At 58.6% G+C, this 23,653-nt stretch carries 22 protein-coding genes and 5 tRNA genes; 5 read left to right on the plus strand and 22 right to left on the minus strand.

Features of this window, described 5'->3' with window-relative positions; genetic code table 11:
• Positions 1-31 precede the first annotated feature (31 nt).
• The 4 genes from ACTNDJ_RS01175 (at position 32) to ACTNDJ_RS01190 (ending at position 5,695) form a co-directional block, all read left to right on the plus strand.
• On the plus strand, positions 32-2,059 hold the full coding sequence (locus tag ACTNDJ_RS01175; RefSeq protein WP_441063311.1) for a bifunctional metallophosphatase/5'-nucleotidase: 2,028 nt from the start codon (positions 32-34) through the stop codon (positions 2,057-2,059).
• 128 nt (positions 2,060-2,187) lie between these two features.
• Entirely contained in the window at positions 2,188-2,955 is a 768-nt protein-coding gene (locus ACTNDJ_RS01180) for a mechanosensitive ion channel family protein (RefSeq protein WP_427718391.1), read from the plus strand.
• A 116-nt stretch (positions 2,956-3,071) separates the two neighbouring features.
• Positions 3,072-4,988 (plus strand): BMP family ABC transporter substrate-binding protein, encoded by a 1,917-nt coding sequence (locus ACTNDJ_RS01185; protein ID WP_441063310.1) that lies wholly within the window; start codon positions 3,072-3,074, stop codon positions 4,986-4,988.
• The gene (locus ACTNDJ_RS01190; protein WP_441063309.1) at positions 4,985-5,695 is read left to right on the plus strand and encodes a metallophosphoesterase family protein; all 711 of its coding nucleotides are present in this window, start codon (positions 4,985-4,987) and stop codon (positions 5,693-5,695) included. The genes ACTNDJ_RS01185 and ACTNDJ_RS01190 overlap by 4 nt, the downstream gene beginning before the upstream one ends.
• Before the next feature lie 50 nt (positions 5,696-5,745).
• On the opposite strand, the gene leuB is transcribed toward ACTNDJ_RS01190, so the two are convergent.
• The 15 genes from leuB to ACTNDJ_RS01265 all read right to left on the minus strand — a co-directional run bounded on the left by leuB (position 5,746) and on the right by ACTNDJ_RS01265 (position 16,667).
• Positions 5,746-6,918, minus strand: a complete 1,173-nt coding sequence (gene leuB, locus ACTNDJ_RS01195) for a 3-isopropylmalate dehydrogenase (protein WP_441083196.1) — start codon at positions 6,916-6,918, stop codon at positions 5,746-5,748.
• 6 nt (positions 6,919-6,924) lie between these two features.
• Positions 6,925-7,437 carry a 3-isopropylmalate dehydratase small subunit gene (locus tag ACTNDJ_RS01200; RefSeq protein ID WP_154514746.1) on the minus strand — a complete coding sequence of 171 codons (513 nt, stop codon included), beginning with the start codon at positions 7,435-7,437 and terminating at the stop codon, positions 6,925-6,927.
• Between the two features lie 251 nt (positions 7,438-7,688).
• Complete coding sequence (leuC, locus tag ACTNDJ_RS01205) at positions 7,689-8,954, minus strand: 3-isopropylmalate dehydratase large subunit (RefSeq protein WP_441063307.1); 1,266 nt, start codon at positions 8,952-8,954, stop codon at positions 7,689-7,691.
• A gap of 41 nt (positions 8,955-8,995) precedes the next feature.
• A complete protein-coding gene (locus tag ACTNDJ_RS01210; protein ID WP_441083197.1) occupies positions 8,996-10,531 on the minus strand; it encodes a 2-isopropylmalate synthase in 1,536 nt (511 codons plus the stop codon).
• A gap of 426 nt (positions 10,532-10,957) precedes the next feature.
• Positions 10,958-11,665 (minus strand): 50S ribosomal protein L1, encoded by a 708-nt coding sequence (gene rplA, locus ACTNDJ_RS01215; protein WP_154514750.1) that lies wholly within the window; start codon positions 11,663-11,665, stop codon positions 10,958-10,960.
• Between the two features lie 116 nt (positions 11,666-11,781).
• Entirely contained in the window at positions 11,782-12,210 is a 429-nt protein-coding gene (rplK, locus tag ACTNDJ_RS01220) for a 50S ribosomal protein L11 (RefSeq protein ID WP_022093893.1), read from the minus strand.
• Between the two features lie 120 nt (positions 12,211-12,330).
• The gene (gene nusG / locus ACTNDJ_RS01225; protein WP_427718370.1) at positions 12,331-12,867 is read right to left on the minus strand and encodes a transcription termination/antitermination protein NusG; all 537 of its coding nucleotides are present in this window, start codon (positions 12,865-12,867) and stop codon (positions 12,331-12,333) included.
• Positions 12,868-12,870: 3 nt separating this feature from the next.
• The gene (secE, locus tag ACTNDJ_RS01230; protein ID WP_154514754.1) at positions 12,871-13,209 is read right to left on the minus strand and encodes a preprotein translocase subunit SecE; all 339 of its coding nucleotides are present in this window, start codon (positions 13,207-13,209) and stop codon (positions 12,871-12,873) included.
• Positions 13,210-13,285: 76 nt separating this feature from the next.
• A tRNA-Trp gene (locus tag ACTNDJ_RS01235) sits at positions 13,286-13,361 on the minus strand.
• A 13-nt stretch (positions 13,362-13,374) separates the two neighbouring features.
• Positions 13,375-13,524: a 50S ribosomal protein L33 gene (rpmG, locus tag ACTNDJ_RS01240; RefSeq protein WP_102372646.1), complete on the minus strand. Its 150-nt coding sequence runs from the start codon at positions 13,522-13,524 to the stop codon at positions 13,375-13,377.
• A gap of 278 nt (positions 13,525-13,802) precedes the next feature.
• On the minus strand, positions 13,803-14,993 hold the full coding sequence (tuf, locus tag ACTNDJ_RS01245; RefSeq protein WP_154514756.1) for an elongation factor Tu: 1,191 nt from the start codon (positions 14,991-14,993) through the stop codon (positions 13,803-13,805).
• A gap of 96 nt (positions 14,994-15,089) precedes the next feature.
• Positions 15,090-15,166: transfer RNA gene (locus tag ACTNDJ_RS01250), tRNA-Met, on the minus strand.
• Positions 15,167-15,169: 3 nt separating this feature from the next.
• Positions 15,170-15,245: transfer RNA gene (locus tag ACTNDJ_RS01255), tRNA-Thr, on the minus strand.
• 10 nt (positions 15,246-15,255) lie between these two features.
• Positions 15,256-15,337, minus strand: a tRNA-Tyr gene (locus ACTNDJ_RS01260).
• A gap of 637 nt (positions 15,338-15,974) precedes the next feature.
• Positions 15,975-16,667, minus strand: coding sequence for a hypothetical protein (locus ACTNDJ_RS01265; protein WP_427727045.1), 693 nt, complete (start codon positions 16,665-16,667; stop codon positions 15,975-15,977).
• Positions 16,668-17,187: 520 nt separating this feature from the next.
• Here ACTNDJ_RS01265 and ACTNDJ_RS01270 point away from each other — a divergent pair.
• Positions 17,188-17,577: a hypothetical protein gene (locus ACTNDJ_RS01270; protein WP_441063303.1), complete on the plus strand. Its 390-nt coding sequence runs from the start codon at positions 17,188-17,190 to the stop codon at positions 17,575-17,577.
• 54 nt (positions 17,578-17,631) lie between these two features.
• On the opposite strand, the gene ACTNDJ_RS01275 is transcribed toward ACTNDJ_RS01270, so the two are convergent.
• From ACTNDJ_RS01275 to disA, 7 genes are all read right to left on the minus strand, one after another.
• A tRNA-Thr gene (locus ACTNDJ_RS01275) sits at positions 17,632-17,706 on the minus strand.
• A gap of 225 nt (positions 17,707-17,931) precedes the next feature.
• On the minus strand, positions 17,932-18,609 hold the full coding sequence (locus ACTNDJ_RS01280) for an NYN domain-containing protein (RefSeq protein ID WP_154514764.1): 678 nt from the start codon (positions 18,607-18,609) through the stop codon (positions 17,932-17,934).
• 3 nt (positions 18,610-18,612) lie between these two features.
• Entirely contained in the window at positions 18,613-19,527 is a 915-nt protein-coding gene (rlmB, locus tag ACTNDJ_RS01285) for a 23S rRNA (guanosine(2251)-2'-O)-methyltransferase RlmB (protein WP_427796169.1), read from the minus strand.
• Positions 19,528-19,694: 167 nt separating this feature from the next.
• Positions 19,695-21,161, minus strand: a complete 1,467-nt coding sequence (gene cysS, locus ACTNDJ_RS01290; RefSeq protein ID WP_441083198.1) for a cysteine--tRNA ligase — start codon at positions 21,159-21,161, stop codon at positions 19,695-19,697.
• A gap of 3 nt (positions 21,162-21,164) precedes the next feature.
• Positions 21,165-21,659, minus strand: a complete 495-nt coding sequence (gene ispF, locus ACTNDJ_RS01295) for a 2-C-methyl-D-erythritol 2,4-cyclodiphosphate synthase (protein WP_006234975.1) — start codon at positions 21,657-21,659, stop codon at positions 21,165-21,167.
• Entirely contained in the window at positions 21,649-22,377 is a 729-nt protein-coding gene (gene ispD / locus ACTNDJ_RS01300) for a 2-C-methyl-D-erythritol 4-phosphate cytidylyltransferase (protein WP_441063302.1), read from the minus strand. Before ispD ends, ispF begins: the two co-directional genes overlap by 11 nt.
• The gene (gene disA / locus ACTNDJ_RS01305) at positions 22,377-23,417 is read right to left on the minus strand and encodes a DNA integrity scanning diadenylate cyclase DisA (protein ID WP_370450554.1); all 1,041 of its coding nucleotides are present in this window, start codon (positions 23,415-23,417) and stop codon (positions 22,377-22,379) included. Before disA ends, ispD begins: the two co-directional genes overlap by 1 nt.
• Positions 23,418-23,653 lie beyond the last annotated feature (236 nt).

Below are 23,653 nucleotides of genomic sequence, written 5' to 3' on the forward strand. Positions count from 1 at the left end.
GCGGTTTTTGTTAAAGAGTAAGGAGGCCGCCATGAAAAGACTCCCCCGCCTTGCGTTAGCTGCCGCGTTGTTTGCTGGCGCGCTCACAGGCATCCCAAGCCTCGCTTTCGCGGGGAACCTGCCCGCCGCTATTGACGGCTCCGTGGCCGTCATGCACACCAATGATATCCACGGCAGCTACAAGTACAGCTACAACCCAAGCAAGGGTACCGGCACTGTCGGCTTTGACGGACTGGCGGTTCTCTATAGCGCTCAAGGCAGTGCCCCCGATCTTTTGCTCGATGCGGGCGATACCTTCCACGGGCAGTCCTTCGCCACTATGAGCGAGGGCAAAAGCATCGCCGAGCTCATGGACACCTTTTATGCGAACGGCTACGACGCGACCACGCCGGGCAACCACGACTGGAGCTACGGCGCGGACAAGCTCCGCACCATGACCGGCTACAGCACCACCGGCACGCCCTTCGCCATGCTCTGCGCAAACGCGAAGTCTACGATCGGCGTATGGAGCTCGAGCATCACCAAGACGCTCGACCGTACCTGGGAGGACAGCGAAGATCACTCCACATTCGACTACAAAATCAAGGTCGGCGTCGTGGGTGCCATGGATGAGTCGCTGGGATTCTCACTGCGCGAGGGCCTTGTCCAGGACACGTCGTTCTCGGATGCGGCAGCCGCCATCAATGCCGAGGCCAAGCGACTGCGCGAGGATGAGGGCTGCAACGTTATCGTCTGCATCGCGCACACGCTCAACGCCAAGGCCTTTGCTGCAAGGCTCGTTGGGGTCGATGCACTGGTCGCGGGCCACGAGCACATCAACTTAGACGAAAACGTGACGGGGGCCGACGGCAAGCCGGTCCGCGTCGTCGAGGCGGGCAGCGCCTTTGCCGAGGTCGGCCTGCTTTCCATTCCGTACAAGTACGACACGAATGGCACCGTGACGACCGACGATGACACGGTCACGATCCCCGCAGACGACAGCGACGAGAAGCTCTACACCGCCAAGAACGTCAACGACCTTTTGGCAGACCCCGACAAGGGCGCCTTCTACCAGAGTCAACTCGATGAGGTTCGCAATAACAAAATCAAGCCACTCGACGACGCCTTTAAAATCGAGTCGAACAAAGTGATCGGCACATCCGCCACTGACTATTTCTACGGCGAAGACGCCGCGGGTACGCATGGCTGGGAGATGGTGCGCACCACCGATTTGCGTCCCAGCAAAGCGAGCGACACCACCAAGGCCCAGACCATCGGGCATGTGATCTGCGGCTCTTATCTTGCCCTGACGGGGGCAGACCTCGCCATCGAAAACGCGGGCGGCATCCGCGGCGGCATCGCGGCGGGCGATGTGACCGCCGGCAACGTCATCGCCATCTCGCCTTATGGCAACACCGTGGAGACCTGGACCATGACCGGTGCAAACTTCCTCGCAGCGCTTGAGCACTCACTGCAGATCAGCGACGATTGCAATCACAGCTACGAGCTTCAGCAAGCCTACGTGGCAGCCGGCCATACCGAGCAGGAGGCGCAAGACAAGTACAAGTGGCGCGATGACTCTGGCAGCGTTCTCTCCTTTGGCGGCATTAACGTGACGATTGATTGGACGCAGCCCGAAGGCAAGCGCATTGTGAGCGCCACACTCACCAAGGATGGCAGCGCGCTCGACCCCGCCAAGAACTACGCCGTCGCCACCAACAACTACATCATTACCAACACGACCGACTTTCCCACCTTTGCAAAAGCTAAGAAGTGCGCCGAGTGGAGTACGTGCGAGGCAGCGCTGAGGGCACTGATCGGGCAGGACGACTGGGAGAACAAGATGGCCTCGCTCGCGGGCACCATCAGCTTTGGCTCCGCCGAGAGCCCCGCACCCCATCCGACCCCAACGCCTGAGCCCTCATCCAACCCCGGCACGACGACCACGCAGATCACCACCAAGAAGACGGCCGGTAAGCTTGCCGCAACGGGAGACCGTACGCTGACCGTGGTCGGTGCATGCCTCATCGGCGGCGTCATCGTCATCATGCTCGGCATTATCTGGAAGCGCCGCCGCTAAGCTACACCGCCGGGCCTTGCAGCCCCGCCGTACAAACCTTATATCGAGCGCAAAAGCCCGTCCGTTTTGATCGGACGGGCTTTTTGGTGGGTATCATGGTTGAACGATCTTGAGGAGGTTTTCCCTACATGGAATTGTTTGAGCCGATTCTTCATTTCTTTGAGCAGCGGTGGGTCCACAACATCATCTGGGCTGGTATCTTGGCGATAGGCACCGCCGTCGCCGCCAAAGTCGTTTCCAAGACGCTGCGTCACCTGCTCAACCGCGACGATAACCCGCTTCCGGCATCGAGTATCTTCATCAACATTGCGCGCGCCGTCATCTGGATGATCGGCGGCAGTTTTATCCTCGACAACTGCTTTGGCATTAACGCAAACGCGCTCGTCGCCGCTCTTGGCGTCGGCGGCATTGCCATCTCGCTCGGCTTTCAGGACACGCTGTCGAACCTTATCGGCGGCATGCAGGTGACCTTTATGGGCATCATCAAGCCCGGCGACAATATCGAGGTCGGCGGCGTGTCGGGCGTGGTACAGGACATCACCTGGCGCCACACGACCATCGAGGATGCCTACGGGCAGACCATCATTGTGCCCAACTCCAACATCTCCAAGGACACGCTCGTGCATCTGATGCCCTTTGGACGTGTGGCCGTGCCCGTTGCCGTAAAGGACACGTCTAAATGGGCTTCCCTTGACGCGCTGGCAGACGAGCTGACCAGCGCCACCAAGGCCGCCGTGCTTCCCATCTCGGGCTTTGACCAGGAGCCCTACGTGCTCTTTAGCGAAATCGGCGACTTTGGCATCAAGGGCAAGATCATCTTTATCGTCAGTGACGACAGCACCACACTCACCGCTGCCGACGCCTGCATCCGCGCTATCGCTCCCATCATCGCCTAAAGCACCACAAAGGGGACAGTGAACTGCCTCCCATTTCCTTGACATCGGAAAATGGGAGGTTTTCATTCGTGGTACCATAGTTCATACAGTTGTTTAAACGACTAAGGGAGCAAACTATGGAAGAGGCCTACCGTCAAGCACGCAAGCGCGGCGAGCAAGGACGTCGACGCGCCATTAGCCAAAGCGATCATCCATACCTTACGGACCTCGACAGTTTGGTTGCCCAGCTCCCCCTAGGTCAGCGAGAGAATGTCGGCCTGCGGGATATTCCGCTCGAAATGGTTGTCGGCACGGTTACCAAGGGCCGTCAGTCCGCCTTTTCATGCAACTTTATGCCCCTGCTGCCGTTTAGCACCGAGTTCGCCCGCAAGTGGTCCAACCTCTACGACATTCAGGTAACCGAGGGCTATCGCGACCCCATCATCGTCACCGAGTTCATGCATCGGTTCTATGTCCAGGAGGGCAACAAACGCGTCAGTGTCCTCAAATTCCTGGACGCCCCGACGGTTTCGGCTAGGGTGACCCGTCTCTATCCCGGCAAATGGGATTCCGTCGAAAGCCGCCTGTACGGAGAGTTCTGCGCGTTTTGGCGCGTCTGCCCCCTATACGAGATCGAGTTCTCGCGCGAAGGAAGCTACGAAACGCTCGCCAAGATGCTCGGTCAGAACCTTATCGAAAAATGGCCCCAGAAAAAGGTCGATTACCTGCGCCACACCTTCCTACTCTTTAAGCGCGCCTACCTTCGCGCGGGCGGCGACCACCTGGACATTACGCCCGCCGACGCCATGCTCGTCTACCTCAATGTGTACAACCAGGACCGCCTGCTGGATACGCCGACAGATATCGTCGTAAACCGCCTGTGCAAGATCTGGCGCGAGCTGGTCATCGCCGGGAAAAGTGATGAGGACAAGGTCGATCTTGTCGAAGCGCCGAACGTCGATGAGGAGGAGTCGCCCGCCAAGTCCACCTCCGGTATGCTCAACTTCTTTATGGGCAAGACCGTCTATTCGGCGGCCAACCCCCTGCGCATCGCCTTTATCCATGAATTCACCTGTGCGACGTCGAGCTGGGACAGCCTGCACGACCAAGGGCGTCAGTATCTCGATGAGCACTTTGGAGGTATCGTGCGCACCGAGGCGTTTGAGGACTGTCACGATCCGGACGTGTTCTACGCCGCCGTGGAAACGGCTGTCAAACATGGAGCAAACGTCATCTTCTCGACCTCGCACCGCCTGATGGAATACACGCTCAGGGCTGCCGTTGAATATCCCCGGGTTCGGTTCCTTAACTGCTCCATCGGCCTTCCCCACCAAAGCGTCCGTTCGTACTTTGGCAAGATGTACGAAGCCAAGTTTCTCCTGGGCGCCCTTGCCGCCAGCATGGCGGACAACCACCGCATCGGTTACCACGCGTCGGTCTTCGCCTCGGGTGCACTCAGCGAGATCAACGCCTTTGCGATTGGTGCCTCGCTGCTCGACCCCCGTGCGCAAATTATCCTGACCTGGGGCGATGTGCCCGCCGGAGGCCTTGCCGAAGCCATGTGCCGCGAAGGCGTGAGCGTCATGACCGGCGCCGACATGTCAAAGTCGCTCGAAGACCCCACGGCCTACGGACTCCACCGCCTGGTCGATGGCAAGGTTGCCGGCATTGCCATGCCGGTATGGAACTGGGGCCGATACTACGAGCTTATCGTGCGAAGTCTACTGCATGGCACCTGGGACGAGACCAGTGACGACAGCCAGGTTCGCGCCGTCAACTACTGGTATGGCATGAGCTCGGGCGTTATCGATATTCGCTACGCTCCGGGTCTGCCCTATCAGACGCGCAAGCTTGTTCAGCTCCTCCGCAATGGCATCGTCGAGGGCTCCATCAATCCATTTGGCGGCGAGCTCCATAGCCAAGACGGCGTGGTGCAGATTGAGGGCTTTCCCCCACTGCCGAGCACGCAAATCGTCGAGATGGACTGGCTGGCAGACAACGTGGTGGGCACCATTCCGCAGCCTGACGATGAGCCGAAGGTCCGTGCTCTATGAAAATCCTTGCCATAGCCGATACCGAAGAGCGATGCCTGTGGGAGTGCTTTCGCAAGGAACGCTTTGAGGGTGTCGACCTAATTTTGTCCGCTGGCGATCTGGACCCGGACTATCTTGAGTTTTTGGTCACGGTCATCAACAGACCGCTCATCTACGTGCGTGGCAATCACGATGACCGCTACGCGCGTCATGCACCGGGCGGCTGCATCTGTGTCGAAGACACCGTGTACGTGTATCGCGGCGTCCGCATTGCGGGGCTTGGCGGCTCCATGCGCTATCGAGATGGCGCTAACATGTACACCGAGCGCGAGATGGCCAAGCGCATGCGTAAGCTGTCCCGCAAAGTGAGGATGGTCGGCGGCTGCGACATCTTGCTCACCCATGCGCCCGCCGCCGGCATGGGCGATCTGGACGATCTGCCACATCGGGGATTCGAATGCTTTAACACAGCGCTCGAGACATGGAATCCCGACTACATGGTGCACGGGCATGTGCACCAATGCTATGTTCGCGACTTTCAACGCGAACGCCAGCACGCATGCGGGACGACGATTATCAACGCCTGCGGCTATACGCAGCTTGAGCTGGACGAGGCGCGCTACCCCATCCGTGGCTGGCAGGCAGCCTGGCTCAATTCGCAAACCATGCGCCGCGAGCTCAAGCGCCACGAGGCAATCGAGTCCTCAACCGCCAGAACCCCCTGGTAACCACCACAAAGGGGACAAGCACCTTTGTGGTGGTTCCGGACATCTCGACGCTACAGCGCGGCGATGACCTTATCGCCCATCTGGGTCGTGCCGAGGATCTTATCGGCAGGGGTACTGGCATCGGCAATGTCGCGGGTACGCCAGCCTTCGTCAAGCACACGTGCCACGGCATTTTCGATCCAAGCAGCCTGCCCACCCATGTCGAGCGCGTACGTGAGCAGCATTGCCGCCGACAGGATCTGCGCGAGCGGGTTAGCGATACCGAGCCCCGCGATGTCGGGCGCGCTGCCGGCGCTCGGCTCAAACAGCGACACGCCATCGCCCAGCGAAGCCGAGGCAAGCATGCCGAGCGATCCGGTAATCTGCGCCGCCTCGTCGGAGAGAATGTCGCCGAACATGTTCTCCGTAACTACGACGTCAAAGTCGGCCGGTCGGTTAATGAGCTGCATGGCGGCGTTGTCGACGAGCAGGTCCTCAAGCTCTACATCTGGATACTCCTCGTCATGCACGCGATGCACGACCTCACGCCACATGCGGCTCGTCTCCAATACATTGCGCTTGTCCACGCTTGTCACCTTGCCGCGGCGCTTGCGAGCTGCCTCGAACGCCTGGCGGGCGATGCGCTCAACTTCGTACTCGCGGTACTCCATTACGTCAACCGCGCGCTGGCCAGCCACACCGTCGGTGCCCGCACCGCCCTCGTCATAAAAGCGCTCGTGCTTGCCAAAGTAAATGCCACCGGTAAGTTCGCGGACAAGTACCATGTCAACGCCCTTGATGACTTCGGGACGAAGCGTCGATGCGCTGGCAAGTGCGTCGTAGATTTTTACGGGGCGAAGGTTGGTATAGAGGCCGAGTTCTTTGCGGATACGCAGCAAGCCTTGCTCGGGGCGCGGGGCCGCCGGATCGGTCGAATCCCACTTTGGGCCACCGACGGATGCCAACAGCACGGCGTCCGACGCCTTTGCCGCCACAAGGGTTTCATCGGGCAGCGGATTGCCGCACGCATCGATCGCCGCGCCACCAATCAGGTGATCCTCAAAGGCAAACTCTACGCCAGCGCGCTTGCCCACGGCAGCCAGCACCTTCTTACCCTCGGTAATAACCTCGGGCCCAATGCCGTCACCAGGAAGACAGCAGATCTTATAGGTCTTCTTCACGTTGCAGCTCCAGCTTTCGCTACTCGGCCCGTTTGCAAACGGATTATCCAGCTTGACCGTCATAATCGCTTACGCCTCCTGACCCTTTGCCGCGACAATCTTGGCACGCGTGCGCGCAACCAAACCGCCGGCCTCGATAATCTCGGCAATAAATGGCGGGAACGGCTCAGCTGTAAAAGTCTCGCCAGTACGCTCGTTGGTGATGACACCCGCATCGGTATCGACCTTCACGGTATCGCCGGCACAAATCGCATCGACAGCTTCGGGGCACTCCATAATGGGCAGGCCCACGTTAATGGCATTGCGATAGAAGATGCGTGCGAAGCTCTTGGCAATAACACACGACACCCCTGCAGCCTTAATGGCAACCGGGGCATGCTCACGCGAAGAACCGCAACCAAAGTTCTCCTCAGCCACAATGATGTCACCAGGCCTCACGGCAGAGGCAAACGCGGGATCAATATCCTCCATAGCATGCGCCGCCAAGTGCGCATGATCCGACGAGTTCAAATACCGAGCAGGAATAATCACATCAGTATCAACGTCACGACCATATCGAAAAACCGAACCTTCAAAGTTCATATCATTCTCCGTTCAAAAATGGAATGCGGGGGATTTGATATTTACTTACTTACTCGGACAGTCCTGCTCGCACGGAGAGCACATTAAGTGCTCTCCGGCTCGTGCGGAACTCGACGCAAGCAAATATCAAATCCCTCGTTCGCGTTTCGGCTACAAAAAAGCTAATGGAAAGTTAGCGTTCGCCTTCGGCGAACAAAAAAGTGCCAGGACTGTCCGCAGTAGCGAGCAAAGGTCGAAGGACCCCGTAGCCCCTACAGGTCAGACGGCAAGCATATGTGCCCCGCCACGGCAGAAGCAGCCGCCACGGCCGGCGAGGCCAGATAGACCTCGGACGTGGGGTCGCCCATACGGCCGACAAAGTTGCGGTTGGTCGTAGAAACGCAACGCTCCCCCGCCGCCAAGATGCCCATGTAGCCGCCCAGGCACGGACCGCACGTGGGCGTGGAGAACACACAGTTGGCATCTAGGAAAATGTCGGTCAATCCCTCCTTCATGCACTGGCGGAAGACCGCCTGGGTCGCCGGAATCACGATGCAACGCAGCCCGTCGGCAACCTTATGGCCGCGCATGACTTCGGCCGCAGCACGCATATCCTCGATACGTCCGTTGGTGCACGAGCCGATTACCGCCTGGTCGATCATGATGTGACGGCTCTCGCTCACCGGATGGGTGTTGCTGGGCAGATGCGGCCACGATACACACGGCTTAATGTCGGCCGCGTCAATGGCAATAACCTGGGCATACTCGGCGTCTGGATCGGCGTGATACTCAACGTAATCACGTTCGCAGCGCCCCTTGAGCCAGGCGCGGGCAACATCATCGACCTCGATAATGCCCGCCTTGCCGCCCGCTTCGATCGCCATGTTCGAAATTGTCATGCGACCTTCCATCGACAGGCCCTCGATGGTGCTGCCGGCAAACTCCATGGCCTGGTACAGGGCACCGTCCACGCCGATCATGCCGATAATGTGCAGGATGATGTCCTTGGCGGTGGCACCGTCCTCAAGCTCGCCATTAATCTCAAAGCGAATCGTCGGCGGCACCTTAAACCATGCGCGCCCCGTGGCAATGCCCACGCCGGCGTCTGTTGAGCCCACACCGGTCGAAAACGCACCCAAGGCGCCATACGTGCAGGTATGCGAGTCGGCACCGATAATCAGATCGCCCGGGACCACCACGCCGCGCTCGGGCAGCAGGGCATGCTCAATGCCCGCGCAGCCTTGCTCGTAATAGTGCGTCACATGCTGCTCGTGCGCAAAATCTCGCATCTTTTTGGTCTGCTCGGCGCTCTTGATGTCCTTGTTGGGCGCATAGTGATCGGGCACCAGGCAAACGCGATCGCGATCAAATACCTCGGTGGCACCCAGCTCGCGAAAGACATCGATCGCGATAGGCGCGGTAATGTCGTTGGCGAGCACAATGTCCAGGTCGCATTCGACCAGCTGGCCCGGCTTTACCTCATCCAGGCCTGCGTGTGCCGCCAAAATTTTCTCTGCTACGGTCATGGGACGTGCCATGTGATTCCCCTCTCAAGCGGGCTTTGCCCTGCCGAATATCGTTACTTGCCCGCCTTGGAACGGTTGGTCTGAATCATGCGGTTAATAGCGTTGATGTAAGCCTTGGCCGAGCTCACGATAATGTCGGTATCCGCGCCGCGGCCGGTGTAAATCTTTCCATCCTCGGCGGTGATGCGCACCGTCACCTCACCGATGGCGTCGATACCACGCGTAATGGCCTTAACGTTGAACTCCGTCAGCTCGCCATGGGCAGAGATGGCCTTGTCGACCGCCTTGTAGGCCGCATCAACCGGACCAGTACCCGTCGAGCAAACTACCCGTGTCGCGCCATTCTCGTCCGTGATGGTTGCCGTGGCCGTAGGAATAAGCGGGTCGCCGCAGGAAACTTGAAGCGCGTCGAGGGTGTAGATCGCCTTGACCTCGCGCTGGCGCTCCTGAATCATCGACTCCAGGTCCTCGTCAAATACTTCCTTCTTTTGATCTGCAATCTCCAAGAAGCGCTGATAGATCGACTCGAATTCCTCATCGCCAAACGTATAACCCAGCTCGGCGAGACGATGGCGCAGTGCCGCATGGCCCGAACGTGCCGAAAGGATAATCTCGGATCCCGCTGCACCCACGTCCTTGGGATCGATAATCTCGTAGGTGTCACGCGCCTTGAGCACGCCATCCTGGTGAATGCCCGAGCTGTGTGCAAACGCATTAGCACCCACAATGGACTTGTTGGGCTGCACGTTGATACCAGTGATTGAACTGACGAGCTTAGATGCGCGCGTGAGCTCGGTCGTCACGATATCGGTATGTGCATCCAGATCCTGCTCGTGCATCCTCATGGCCATGACGACCTCCTCGAGCGCCGTGTTGCCCGCGCGCTCGCCCAAGCCGTTGATGGTGCACTCGATCTGCGTCGCGCCATTGCGGACCGCCTCGAGTGCAAGGGCTGTGGCCATGCCCAAATCGTTATGCGTGTGGACCGAAATCGTAACGTCCTCGATGCCGGCCACGCGCTCGCGCAGATCGCGAATACGAGCACCAAACTCCCAAGGCATGTTATAGCCCGTGGTGTCCGGAATATTCACGACCGTAGCGCCGGCCTTGATCGCTGCCTCGATAATGCAGACCAGGAACTCCTGATCGGAGCGGCCCGCATCCTCGGCATAAAACTCGACATCGTCGACAAACTTACGAGCGTGCTTTACAGCGTGAACGGCACGCTCGATAGCCTCGTCTTCGGTCATATGGAGCTTGTCGCGCAAATGGCTGGGACTCACACCCAGACCGGTATGGATACGGGGCCTCTGAGCCGTCTTGAGGGCTTCTGCGGCCACTTCGATATCCTTATCGACCGCACGGGTGAGACCGCATACCGTGCACCGGTCACCCGCGATCTTGCCAATCTCCTGTACGGAACGATAATCACCGGGGCTCGAAATAGGAAATCCAGCCTCGATCACGTCGACATTCATACGTACCAGCTGGCGTGCAATAACGAGCTTTTCCTCGGTATTCATGCTGGCGCCGGGAGACTGCTCCCCGTCACGAAGCGTTGTGTCAAAGATTGCGATTTTGCGGCTCATGATTTCCTCCTGACAGGCTAAAGATACAGATGGCTTTCAGGAGAGATGGAGTGCCTCAAGATAGAATAATACCCGTGTCGCTCATCACGCCCAAAAGCGGCGGAAGATAGCGCACCCGGGTACAACTAATCGTTATAGCGAAATTACAACCCTAGCGCGCTATCTAATCTAGTAGCGCTAGGCCTAGGAGCTGCTGTTTGTTATAGAACATGTCTGGCTCCTTTCAGCCTCGGGTAATCACTACACTAGGCTAAAGTGTAACACAGGCAAAACGACGCGCAACGGAGATTTTGAACCAAAACCACCACAAAGGCGCCTATCTCCTTCGTGTTGGTTTTGGCCCGAAATAGCAAGGAACCCGGTCCTGCACGAGACAGAACCAGGTTCCTTTAGCAATGCTTGCTTTGCTCAGGCAGTAACTAGAAGTTACTCAGCCAGGAAGTCACGCTGGACAGCGGGATCGACCTTGACGCCAGGGCCCATGGTGGAAGACACAGAGATGGACTTGACGTACTTGCCCTTAGCAGAAGAGGGCTTGACGCGCAGGATCTCGGTGTACAGGGCAGCGTAGTTCTCAACGAGCTGCTGCTCAGAGAAGGACTTCTTGCCCAGGGGCACGTGGCAGATGCCATAACGGTCGGCGCGATACTCAACGCGGCCGGCCTTGAGCTCGGAGACCATCTTGGCGACGTCCATGGTCACGGTGCCGAGCTTGGGGTTCGGCATGAGGCCACGGGGACCAAGGATCTTACCGATGCGGCCAACCTTGGCCATCATGTTCGGCGTAGCGATAGCGGCGTCGAAGTTGATCTCGCCCTTCTGGATCTGGGCGACGAGCTCGTCGGAACCGATGATGTCGGCACCGGCAGCCTCGGCCTCACGGGCCTTCTCGCCCTCGGCGAAGACGGCAACACGAACGGTCTTGCCGGTGCCGTGGGGCAGGGAGATGGAACCACGGATGTTCTGGTCAGCCTTACGAGTATCGATGCCCAGACGGAAGTGGGCCTCGACGGTCTCGTCGAACTTGGCGGTGTCGAGCTCCTTGATGAGCTTGGCAGCCTGAAGGGGGGTGTAGAGCGTGGCGCGGTCGACCTTCTCGGCAGCGGCGTTATAGCTCTTACCATGCTTAGCCATGTGCATTACCTCCTGTGGTTAAACGGGCGTGAGCCCTCCCACATCGTATCGTGTGCCCTATTGCACACATTTAACGGGCGCCCCGGTCGGAGCACCCGTCGTTACCTAGAAAAACGCTACTCAGCGATGGTGACGCCCATGGAACGGGCGGTACCGGCGATGATCTTCTTGGCGGCGTCAATGTCGTTGGCATTGAGGTCCGGCATCTTGATCTCGGCGATCTTGGTGAGCTGCTCCTGAGAGAGCTGGCCAACCTTGTCGGCCTGGGGCTTAGCGGAACCAGACTTGAGGTTCAGCTCCTTCTTGATGAGGTGAGCCGCCGGCGGAGTTTTGGTGATGAAGGAGAAGGACTTATCCTCGTAGACAGAGATCTCAACGGGGATAATGTCGCCCTTCTTGTCCTGCGTCTCGGCGTTAAAGGCCTGGCAGAACTGCATGATGTTCACGCCAGCAGCGCCCAGGGCGGGGCCGACGGGAGGAGCGGGGTTAGCGGCACCAGCAGGAATCTGGAGCTTAATGACGTTGGCAACCTTCTTCTCAGCCATGGTCATTCCTTTCGAATCACGAGTGTGAAGTACTTGCTATATCGTAAGCACGCACGTGTTAGAAGCACTCCTGAGATGAGCAGTCACAGAAGAAGCACGCTCGCGCGAACGGACGAAAACTTAAGCGATGACAGCGACCTGGTTAAAGTCAAGCTCGACCGGCGTCTCGCGGCCAAAGATCATCAGCGTGACCTTGAGCTTGCCTGCCTCGGCGTTAACCTCGGAGACCTTGCCATCAAAGTCGGTAAGCGGGCCATCGGTGACGCGGACGGACGTACCAACCTCAATATCAACCGACGTACGCTTGGGCGAATCGCCCTTACCGGGACGACGAGTCATCTTATTGTACTCGTCGCGGGAAAGCGGAGCGGGCTTGCCGTTGCCGCCCAGGAAACCGGTGACGCCGGGCGTGTTGCGAACACACGTCCATGCATCGTCATCCATCTCCATGCGAACCAGGACATAACCCGGGAAAATCTTAGAATCCTTGGTCTCGCGCTTGCCACCCTCTTTGATTTCGGTGACGCGCTCCATAGGAATCTCAATATCAAAGATACGATCCTGCATGCCCATGGTCTCGATGCGATGCTCGAGATCGGACTTAACGCGGTTCTCGTATCCAGAGTAAGTGTGGACGACGTACCAACGCTTAGACATGGTTTAGCCCCTCAATCCAGAGAACAGAGCAAGAGCCTCGCCAAAGCCAGCATCGAGCAGAGCGATGACGACGCCGACGACGATCAGAGAAGCGCAAACGACGACCGAGTAGTTCACGAGCTCCTTCTTATCGGGCCACGTGACACGCTTCATCTCGGACTTCACCGAAGCAAAATACTTCTTGGTGCGGGCGAAGAAACCGGGCTTCTCGTTCTTCTTGGACTTCGCAGCCTTCTCGCTCTTCTTGGCAACGGCCTTCTTGGCCTCAACCTTGGAGTTGGCGGCAGCTTTGTTGGCAGGCGCCTGCTGCTGTGCCTTCTTCTTGTTCTTCTTGTTGGCCATTTGGGTTACCTCCGCGCAATGCGCTTATACATGAGTAAACCGTAAGCCCCCAAACGGGAGCTTACGGAATAATGACTGGCACGCCAGGAAGGACTCGAACCCTCAACACTCGGTTTTGGAGACCGATGCTCTACCAATTGAACTACTGGCGTATGTGACTAGAGACTAGCGAGTCTCTTTGTGCAGCGTGTGGTGACGGCACCAGGGGCAATACTTCTTGATCTCCATACGATCAGGCATGTTCGCCTTGTTCTTAGTGGTCGTATAGTTGCGGCGCTTGCACTCAGTGCACGCAAGAGTAACTAGAGTACGCATGTATCCTGAACCTTTCATATCCGCCCCGTACGGGCACGAGTTGGTACTTTATCAGCTCTACGTAAGTGCTGTCAATGAAAACCTCGCATCAATTGGTTCTCGGTAGATCCATTCATATTTGGAACACATCAATGGAGCCAACGAGATCTAATCGATCCCTCACGCTCAACTTAAGAGCGAGCTAAGCGTAATCATCAGGCAAAAAGACCCACGTAGAAAAGAACCCGGCACCCATATAAGTGCCGGGTTCTCTAAGTCAGCTGTATCAGAGAGCTAATTTACTCAATGATCGTGGAGACGATGCCCGAACCGACGGTGTGGCCACCCTCGCGGATAGCGAAGCGCAGGCCCTCCTCCATAGCGATCGGGTGAATGAGGTCGCCCTCGATGGTGATGTGGTCACCAGGCATAGCCATCTCGGTGCCCTCGGGGAGCTTGACCGTACCGGTAACGTCGGTGGTACGGAAGTAGAACTGAGGACGATAACCATCGAAGAACGGGGTGTGACGGCCGCCCTCCTCCTTGGTCAGAACGTAGATCTCACCGGTGAACTTGGTGTGCGGGGTAACCGAACCGGGCTTGCAGAGAACCTGGCCGCGCTCGATGTCCTCGCGCTTGATGCCGCGGAGCAGCAGACCGACGTTGTCGCCAGCCTCGCAGAAGTCCATGGACTTACGGAACATCTCGATACCGGTAACGACGGTGTTCTGGGTATCCTTGATGCCGACGATCTCGACGGGCTCGTTGAGCTTGAGCTCACCGCGCTCGACACGGCCGGTAGCAACGGTACCACGGCCGGAGATGGTCATAACGTCCTCAACGGCCATCAGGAACGGGAGGTCGTTGTCACGAGCAGGCGTCGGGATGTACTCGTCGACGGCAGACATGAGCTCGCGAATGGCGTCCATCCACTTGGCGTCGCCCTCGAGAGCGCCCAGAGCGGAACCACGGATGACGGGGATGTCGTCGCCGGGGAATTCGTACTCGGAAAGGAGCTCACGGGTCTCCATCTCGACGAGGTCGATGAGCTCGTCATCGTCGACCATGTCGCACTTGTTCAGGAAGACGACGATGTAGGGAACGCCGACCTGACGGGCGAGCAGGATGTGCTCGCGGGTCTGAGCCATGGGGCCGTCGGTAGCGGCGATGACCAGGATAGCGCCGTCCATCTGAGCAGCACCGGAGATCATGTTCTTGACGTAGTCAGCGTGGCCCGGGCAGTCAACGTGAGCGTAGTGACGGGCAGCAGTCTCGTACTCGACGTGGGAGACGGAGATCGTAATGCCGCGCTCGCGCTCCTCGGGAGCCTTGTCGATGTTCTCGAACGCAGTGAAGTCAGCCTTGCAGCCCTCGGTCTCGGAGAGAACCTTGGTGATGGCAGCGGTCAGCGTGGTCTTGCCGTGGTCGACGTGACCGATGGTGCCGATGTTAACATGCGGCTTAGTGCGCTCAAACTTCTCTTTGGCCATAAAGCCCTCCTCTAAACAGGTCGTCCCCGGACGGGACTATGCCTTTATACCATAGTGGCTTCTCAACATACTATTGAGAAGCCACCGTGTTACCTATGGTAGCGGTGACTGGATTCGAACCAGTGACGCCACGGGTATGAACCGTGTGCTCTAACCAACTGAGCTACACCGCCGGATGGAGCCTGCAACCAGACTTGAACTGGTGACCTCTTCGTTACCAACGAAGTGCTCTACCGACTGAGCTATACAGGCACTTGACGGGTGGGAGCTATAGGATTCGAACCTATGTAGGCAGAGCCAACGGGTTTACAGCCCGTCCCCATTAACCACTCGGGCAAACTCCCAATCGTTCAAGTATCCGCAGGTTCTTTGGTCTTTTGGGCCTCCGCCCCCGCGAACGAAAAAGATAATACGATGCAACCTTGGGGGCTGTCAACGAAAACCTCTAAATACACGGTACCGGGCGTATCTATATACCTTTGACCTGCGGTTTTGCTGAATTTAGATATGAAGGACGGCGGATTTGGCCGCGCTGGCGACATTTCCCGAGGGAACACTTTGGTGTGGTGGAGTACGCTTGCGGCATCGACTTTCGATAACGATCCTCGTGCGTCCGAATATCCTCGCTCAACCAGGATGATTGGGACCGGTCCGGCCTTTGTCTCGATCTGTAACATTTAGAGAACATTTTCTCCCCTATTTGTTACAGATCGAGATGTTTCCCTGGAGGTCTCCCATTTATCTAAATCTGTAACAGCAAGAACGGTTTTCCTTCCCTAGTTGTTACAGATTGAGATGTTTCGCAGAGACCCTAGCTTACGTCTCATTCTGTAACAGTTAGAACGGTTTTCCTTCCCTAGTTGTTACAGATTGAGACACTTCTCAGCTCGCCCCCAGATTGTCTAAATCTGTAACAGCTGGGAGCTGAACGCTCGTCCTCGTGTTACAGATCTAGATTGTCGACCAACCCCAATCAAGCCCTTAAGCCAGTACCTCAGATCCGTTGTAGAGTCTGCTGCCTTCAAACGAGCGCAGCAGGAGCTCGCGACGTTCATCGAGGTCCTTTAGCTCGCAGGGAAACACAAATAGCATCACGTTTTGATGGTACTTATAATCGGCATAGACATCCGGATCGCCCAAGCGCGTGGGCGTGGAAACGATATCCTCCGACATGTGCTCGCTTGAGCCCACATAAATTCCCAGATAGTCACTGTAGTTCTTATCGTGATCGCCTTTTTGATACTTTGCGATAAGGTAGCAGCCAGGCATATCAAAGCCGTTAAACGCGGCATCGGCAGCCTTTTTCTGCTGGCAGACAAACTTGTGCAGGGGCATCGCCGTGGACGCACTTTCGAAAATCGACTGCCTTGCGGCGTTGATCTTCTTGCGAGCCTCGGCGGCCTCTCTTGAGTCCTGCAACGCTTTCGCGGCGCCGCCCAGCGCGCCAACTGCCGCGCCAAAGCCGTCGGCCGCGACACCGAGCCCCTTGCCAATACCATCGGCAACGACACGTGCACCGTTAGCGGCACCATCCGCAGCATCCTTTACAGCGCCGCCGACAGCTTCGACATCGACGCCGAGCTGCTTTGCGCCATCAATGACGTCCGCGGCCGCAACCAGGACCTTCGCCGCAAGGCTCATCGCATCTTTTACTGTTTTCAGATCTACAGACATCCTAGAATTCCTTTCGATATCTCGCATAACCAAAACAGCTCATGACTCATAAATAGCGTCAGGCGGTTGCGCAGCCTCCCGCGGCTATGCGAAATGCATGCGGTACCCAAGTCAGCAGTTTAAATCGGGCTGCGTAATGAGTCCCAACGGGTTGCCTATTAATCGGCGAGCGCAACGAGCGTTTCGAGGAACGCCAATACTCGCACTCGCCCCCATTATTCGAAGCCAGATGATGTGTTCTACCGATAGCCCGTCACGGGCGTAGACGGTGCTCACGCCATTGTCGAGCGCCATCACGACAGGTGCCAGGTCATTCGGCTGATGCCTCAGCCGACGCAAGGCCGTGTAACACGGTATCAGCCACAGGTTGTTGCTCAACAAATACGCTGCTGGCTGTGGCATACTTTAATTTACTAATGTATCGAGAAAGAGAGTGTCATGGTCCCTTCGGGTAACGGCTGCAGCCAGATCATCATCATTGCTTTGGGCATTTGCCTTGGCCTGACTATGTTTGCGGTCTGTGGCTAAACGATTCAAATCCGCGCTTATTTCCAGCGCAAATCTTCTGCCGCTGCTTGCCGGCATCGTGTATCTCGTTAACAGATACATTGCGAGCTTCGACTTTTTCCTCCCCTACGACTTCGCCCATTATCAGCTCGGAGATCTGTGCGGAGGAATCATTTTTCCCGCCTACGTAAACGTCCTCTGCGAAACGGTGAGCGGGAAAACGCCGATATGCAACTTTGCAAGTAGCTTGGCATTATCGGTGGGATGCTCAATCTGCTGGGAAGTACTTGCGCCCATGGTGCTCGAGTTTAGTACCCCAGATCCGCTTGATGCCTGCATGTACGTTATCGGCGGCATCTTGTACCTGAAAGCTTTTAAACTGACGGCGGACAGTCGAATCTAGCTGCCCACAAGAAACGGGCCCTGTCCCACTAGGGAACAGAGCCCGAAACTCTCATGGAGCCAGTGACAGGAATCGAACCCGCAACCCACTGATTACAAATCAGTTGCGCTACCGTTGCGCCACACTGGCACACTTGGCGCTTTCGCGCGAAGCCAATTAAGAATAAAGGAATTGCGGACGGGGCGCAACAGGCCCTTTGATCGACCATATCTCAAAACTATTCGTCAGAACGAATAGTTTTATCTGTTCGCCAGAACCAAAAACTATTCGTTTTGGCGATGCCAAGCCGCAACCCATTGATTACAAACCAGTTGGTTGATCAATCGAGAAAGCAGCTCCCCATAGAAGGTTTACCTACCTCCCGCGCAGGGCCTTGAGCTTGGCCAGTGCCTCGGGGCTCAGGCGACTGCCCAGAGTCATCTTGATCTGCGGAGCCTCCTCTGCCTCGCGGACGTCGTTATCGATCTGTTTGATCTCGTCCACCAGCATACGGCTCGAGATACGCGTAACGCCCTTGCCCATGACGACGGCCTGGATTGTGCCGTCACTCGATACCACGGAGCACGCACGACCTTCCTCGCGCGCCTCAATGCAGAGCTTTTGTACCACGGTATCGGCCGATACACCCGTCGGCGAAAACTCGATGCGCACGCCGCGAGCCGGCAGGTTGGGACGCTCGCTAGAGATATTGCCTGCACCGTCAAACACAATTACGGCCTCGTAGCGGCCCTGGGCAAAGGCGGCAACGTCGTTGATAAGGGCGGTGCGCGCCATATCGTGAACGTCGCTGGAATACGGATCGTCGGAATGGTCGTACACGAGCTTTTCGTAGCGCGGCGTGCAGTGGATCACATTGTAGCCGTCGACCACCAACAGCTCGGGCTTATTGGAGTGCACCGTGGAGACTGGGTCGGCGATAGCCTGCGCAAACGCATTGCCGCCCACGCCGTAGGTCGCGGCCGAGACAATCGGCTTGGCCGAGCCTTCGCCAAAGCGCTTGGCCTTAGACTTGGCGCGGTTCTTCTTGGACATGCGCTACTCCTCCCCCATGAGCTCGCCGGCGTTGCGACGTAGCCACTCAAAGCACAGTGCCGTCGTTGCCTGGGCAACGTTGAGGCTCTCGGTCATGCCACGCTGAGGAAGCTTGGTCAAAAAGTCGCATTTCTCGAGTACCAGGCGCGAGATGCCGTCGCCCTCGGAGCCCATGACAAGCGCCACGCGGCCCTCGAAGGGAGCATCCCAGCAACTGCCCTCGGCGTGCTCGGAGGCACCGCCCACCCAAAAGCCAGCGGCCTTAAGATCGTCGAGCGCACGGGCAATGTTGGGGACCTGCGCGATAGGCAGATGCATGACGGCGCCGGCTGAGGTCTTGTAGCTGCCCACGGTCACGCCGGCAGCGCGCTTGTTGGCAATAATGACGCCCGCGGCGCCCACGACCTCAGCGGAGCGCACGATGGCGCCAAAGTTACCGTCGTCGGTCACGTGGTCGAGCACCACGACAAGTGCCGGACCCTCGCCTGCACGGTCGAGGATATCGGCGACATCCGCATAAGGAAAGTTGCCCACCTCGAGTGCAATGCCCTGGTGAGCGCCATGGCTCGACAGCGCATCGAGCTGCGCGCGCGGCACGTACTTAATGCGGACACCCGCGGCGTTGAGGTCATCGACCAGACGAGACAAGGCGGCATCGCGCTCCCCGCCCTCGGCAATAAGTGCGCACTTGATGGGAAAACCGGTGCGCAGGGCCTCGACGGCAGCGCGACGGCCTTCGATAAACTCGCCCTTGGGAGCCTGGACAGCGTCGCGGTTGCGATCGCGCTGCGGACGCGCAGCTTGGGTACGATCGCGCTGGCCCTTGGAAGCGGCAGCGCGGTCATTTCGGCGAATCGGACGCGAGCCAGAAGCGGCCTGCTTGCCGCCACGAGGCGCACGCTTGCGATTGTCGGCCATAGGACGGCCTCCTAAATACAACTATCAAACGAAACAAATAGACCGACCGCCCGAGGTGCGGCAGATTGCCTTGAAAGAAGAGGGCATAGACCTTGAGGTCATGCCCGACGATTGAAAGGCAAGGTGCCGTGGCTCGGGCGGTCGGGTGCTTGGGAAACCCGCGGGGGTTAGAGGGATTTGATACGGGTGCCGGCGGCGGTATCTTCAATCGTCAGGCCCAGGTCCTTGAGTTGATCGCGGATGGCGTCTGCCAAGTCCCAGTTCTTGGCGGCACGGGCCTCGGCGCGAGCCTCGAGAATCTTGGCAGCGGCCTCGTCCACGTCGTCACCAGTGTAGGCGACCAAGCCGGCGGCAACGCCCAAAAGGCCCAGCGGCAGCTCGACCTTGGGCTCGGGAAGCTCAACGCCAAACGTATCGAGCAGCTCGACCAGCGTATCGGCGGCAGCAAGAGCCGCGGCCTTGTCGGCAGCGTCGCCCGCCTGCTCCAGATACTGATTGCACTCGGTGACAAAACCAAAGACGGCGCCCATGGCACCGGCGGTGTTAAAGTCGTCGTCCATGCACTCATTAAAGGTGGCACGGGTCTCGGCAGCCTTGGCGGCAAACGCCTCAGATGCTGCCTCATCGGCATCGGCCGTCGCATGGTTCGCGGCCCAGCGCAGGTTCTCGACCGTACCGGCGATACGCGTGAGCGAATTCTCGGCACCCTCCAGGCGCTCCCAGGAGAAGTCGAGCGGCGAGCGATAGCTCGTCTGCAGCATCAGCAGACGCAGGGCGGCAGCGGAGTGCTGCTCGAGCACCTCGGCCAGCGTAAAGAAGTTACCAAGCGACTTGGACATCTTCTCGCCGTCGACCAGCAGCATGCCCGTGTGCATCCAGGTGTTGGAGAAACCCTGGTGCCAGGCGCAGGCAGCCTGGGCGCACTCGTTCTCGTGATGCGGGAAGGCAAGGTCGGAACCACCGCCGTGAATGTCGATCGGGGTACCCAGGTAGCGGTGCACCATGGCGGCGCACTCGGTGTGCCAACCGGGACGGCCCTCGCCCCAGGGGCTCGGCCAGCTGGGCTCGCCGGGCTTGGCGGCCTTCCACAGCGCAAAGTCGAGCGGGTCGTTCTTGTCCTCGTTCTCCTCGATGCGCGCACCCACCATAAGGTCGTCGATGTTGCGGCCCGAGACCTGACCGTAGTTGGGATCGCTGCGCACGGAAAAGTACACGTCGCCGTTATCGGCGGCGTAAGCGTGGCCCTGCTCGATGAGCGCCTTGATCATGGCAATCATGGGGCCGATCTCCTTGGTGGCGCGGGGGCGCACATCGGGATCGAGCACGTTGGCAGCGCGCATGACGCCAATAAACTTATCCGAGAACTCCGTCGCGACCTCGGCGGCCGTACGGCCCTGCTCGTTAGCGCGCTTGATGATCTTGTCGTCGACATCGGTGAGGTTCTGGGCGAACGTGACCTCGTAGCCGCTCGCGATGAGCCAGCGTCGAATCACATCGAAGCTGATGAACGTGCGGGCGTTGCCGATGTGGATGTTGTCGTAAACCGTGGGGCCGCACACGTACATGCGGACCTTGCCGGGCTCGATGGGCTGGAACTCTTCCTTTTTATGGGTAGCGCTGTTGTAGATACGCATTCGTTACTCCTTAACGGTTTTCTGTAGCAGGCAGACGGCCCAGGCGCCAATTCCCTCGCCTTGACCTTCCCAACCGAGCTTTTCGGTCGTGGTGGCGGCGACGCCCACGTTTTCGACGTCAACGCCCAGGGCATGGGCCAAGTTGGCACGCATGGCATCGCGGTGCGGGGTGATCTTAGGCTGCTGGCAGGCAATGGTGCAGTCGGCATCGACAAACTCAAAGCCCAGCTCGCGCGCATAGTCCATTACGCGGGCAAGCAACACCATCGAGTCGGCACCCTCATAGGCGGGGTCGGTGTCGGGGAACAGCTTGCCAATGTCTCCCCCGCGGCAGGCGCCCAGAATAGCGTCGGCCAGCGCGTGCGCGAGTACATCGGCATCCGAGTGGCCCAGCAGGCCGCGCTCGTAGGGAATGTCGACCCCGCCGATGATACATCGACGCCCCTCCACCAAACGGTGAACGTCGTAGCCGTGGCCAATGCGCAGGTTACTGAACATGGGGAAGGTCCTCTCCCTCGGCCATGCGACCGAGCAAAATCGCGGTTACGGGACGCAAGTCCTCGGGCACCGTCACCTTAAGGTTGTCGCGCGGGCTCTGGACGCAGCGGACGCGCCCACCCATGCGCTCGACCAGTGACGAATCGTCCGTACCGATAAAGCCCTCGGCAATCGCCGCGGCATGGGCGCGTTTCATGGCGTCGACACTAAAGATCTGCGGCGTCTGTGCGGCCCAATAGAGTTCGCGTGGCGGCGTCTCGACGATGTTGTCCCCATCGACGATCTTGAGCGTGTCGATCGCGGGTTGGCCACACACGACACCGTCGAGCGAGCGGTCGCTCACGAGCACGTCGATAGCGTGATCGATGGCCTCGGTAGTAATGAGCGGACGAGCGCCGTCGTGAATGGCGACGTATTCAAAGCCTGCCGGCACCGCATGCACGCCGGCACGAGTGGAGTCCTGGCGGGTATCGCCGGCATCGGCGAAGCTGATGGGCGTGTTATACGAATACGGGCTGATGGCCAGGCGGCGCATCTCGGCACGACGCTCGGCAGGGCAAACCACGACGATATGGCCGACCTTATCGCTACGGTCAAACGCGCGGATGGACCAGCTCATAAGCGGACGGCCCGCTACATTGACGAGCTGCTTGCCACCGGGATTACCAAAGCGCTGGCCGCTGCCACCGGCAACGACCACAGCGCATACGGGCGCCATTATGCGTTCCCCTGTTTGGTGCCCTTCATGCGGTACAGGGAGTCCGCAAGAATGGCAGGGTTGTTAACGCCAAAGTCGCCCAGGCGCTCCGGATCCTTGCTGATGTCGTCCATGAGCTCCTGCAGCGAGCCATACTCGTCGACGATCTTCTCGGCCACGCCGTCGCGCACGACGGACACGCGCGAAAGCGTGCGCAGGCCCAGCGGCGTCATGACGGAGTCCTCGTCCAGGTCGTCGTAACCCAGAACCGCCGCCACATGCTGCGGGTCGGACAAGTCCTTGGGCGTCATGCGGCTAAGCTCGGCACGGATCTTCTCGGCGTTTGCCTCGGAGGAATCACTTGCGTAGTCGCGAATCATCAAGTCGTACTCGGTATCCATGCTGGAGCCGGCGAGCTGCTCGAGCTGCATCTGCACGAGCTTGCCCTGGTTGCCCAGCTTGACAATGCAATCCTTAAGCTCGGTCTTTGCCTGCTGCATGATCTCGAAACTCGAGAAAATGCCGGTGATGTCGGCGAGCGTGACGTAGTCGTCCAGCTCGAGGGCCGTCAGACGCAGCAGGGAGCGGTCGAGCGACTGACGGGTGGTCTGAAGCGTAGCGACGAGCTGGTTGACCGAGCTCATGATGGTGGTGACGGGCTGAATCTCATAGCTCTTGCCGTGCACATACACGTTGACGACGGCACGACGGGCCGAGACCGAGATCACGATGGCGTCGGTGAGCACCGACATGCGAGCGGCAGTACGGTGACGCATGCCCGTCTCGCTCGTGGCGAGCGAGGGGTCGGGATTGAGGTGGAAATTGGCGCGCAGGATCTGGGTAAGGTCGCCGTCGATGACGATGGCGCCGTCCATCTTGGAAAGCTCGAACAGGCGGTTCGAGGTAAACGAAATGTTGAGCGGGAAGCCGTCGTTACCGGCAGCGAGCACGTTTTCGGTGTCGCCGACGCAGATAAGGGCGCCCAGGTGACCGGCGATGATCATGTCAAGGGCGGTGCGGATCGGCTGACCAGGTGCCGTCAGGCGGATGGCCTGTTCCATACGCTTTTGCAGCTCGTTCTTATCCAAGGCATCGCTCCCATCGTATACGCTCCATAAACGTCAATAAGTTTCTCACGGTTTGCCCCTGTGACGCCCGCAAATTCCGATGCTTACAGAATGAGCGAACACCGCTTAGGTAGCTCATTTGAACTGCCTCCCATTTCTTGGACATGAGAAATGGGAGGCTTTTTATGCGTGTCGACTTGAGGGTGAAGCACGACATCGAGGCCAGGAAG

Source organism: Collinsella sp. HCP3S3_D1, assembly GCF_052064015.1.
GTDB lineage: Bacteria > Actinomycetota > Coriobacteriia > Coriobacteriales > Coriobacteriaceae > Collinsella.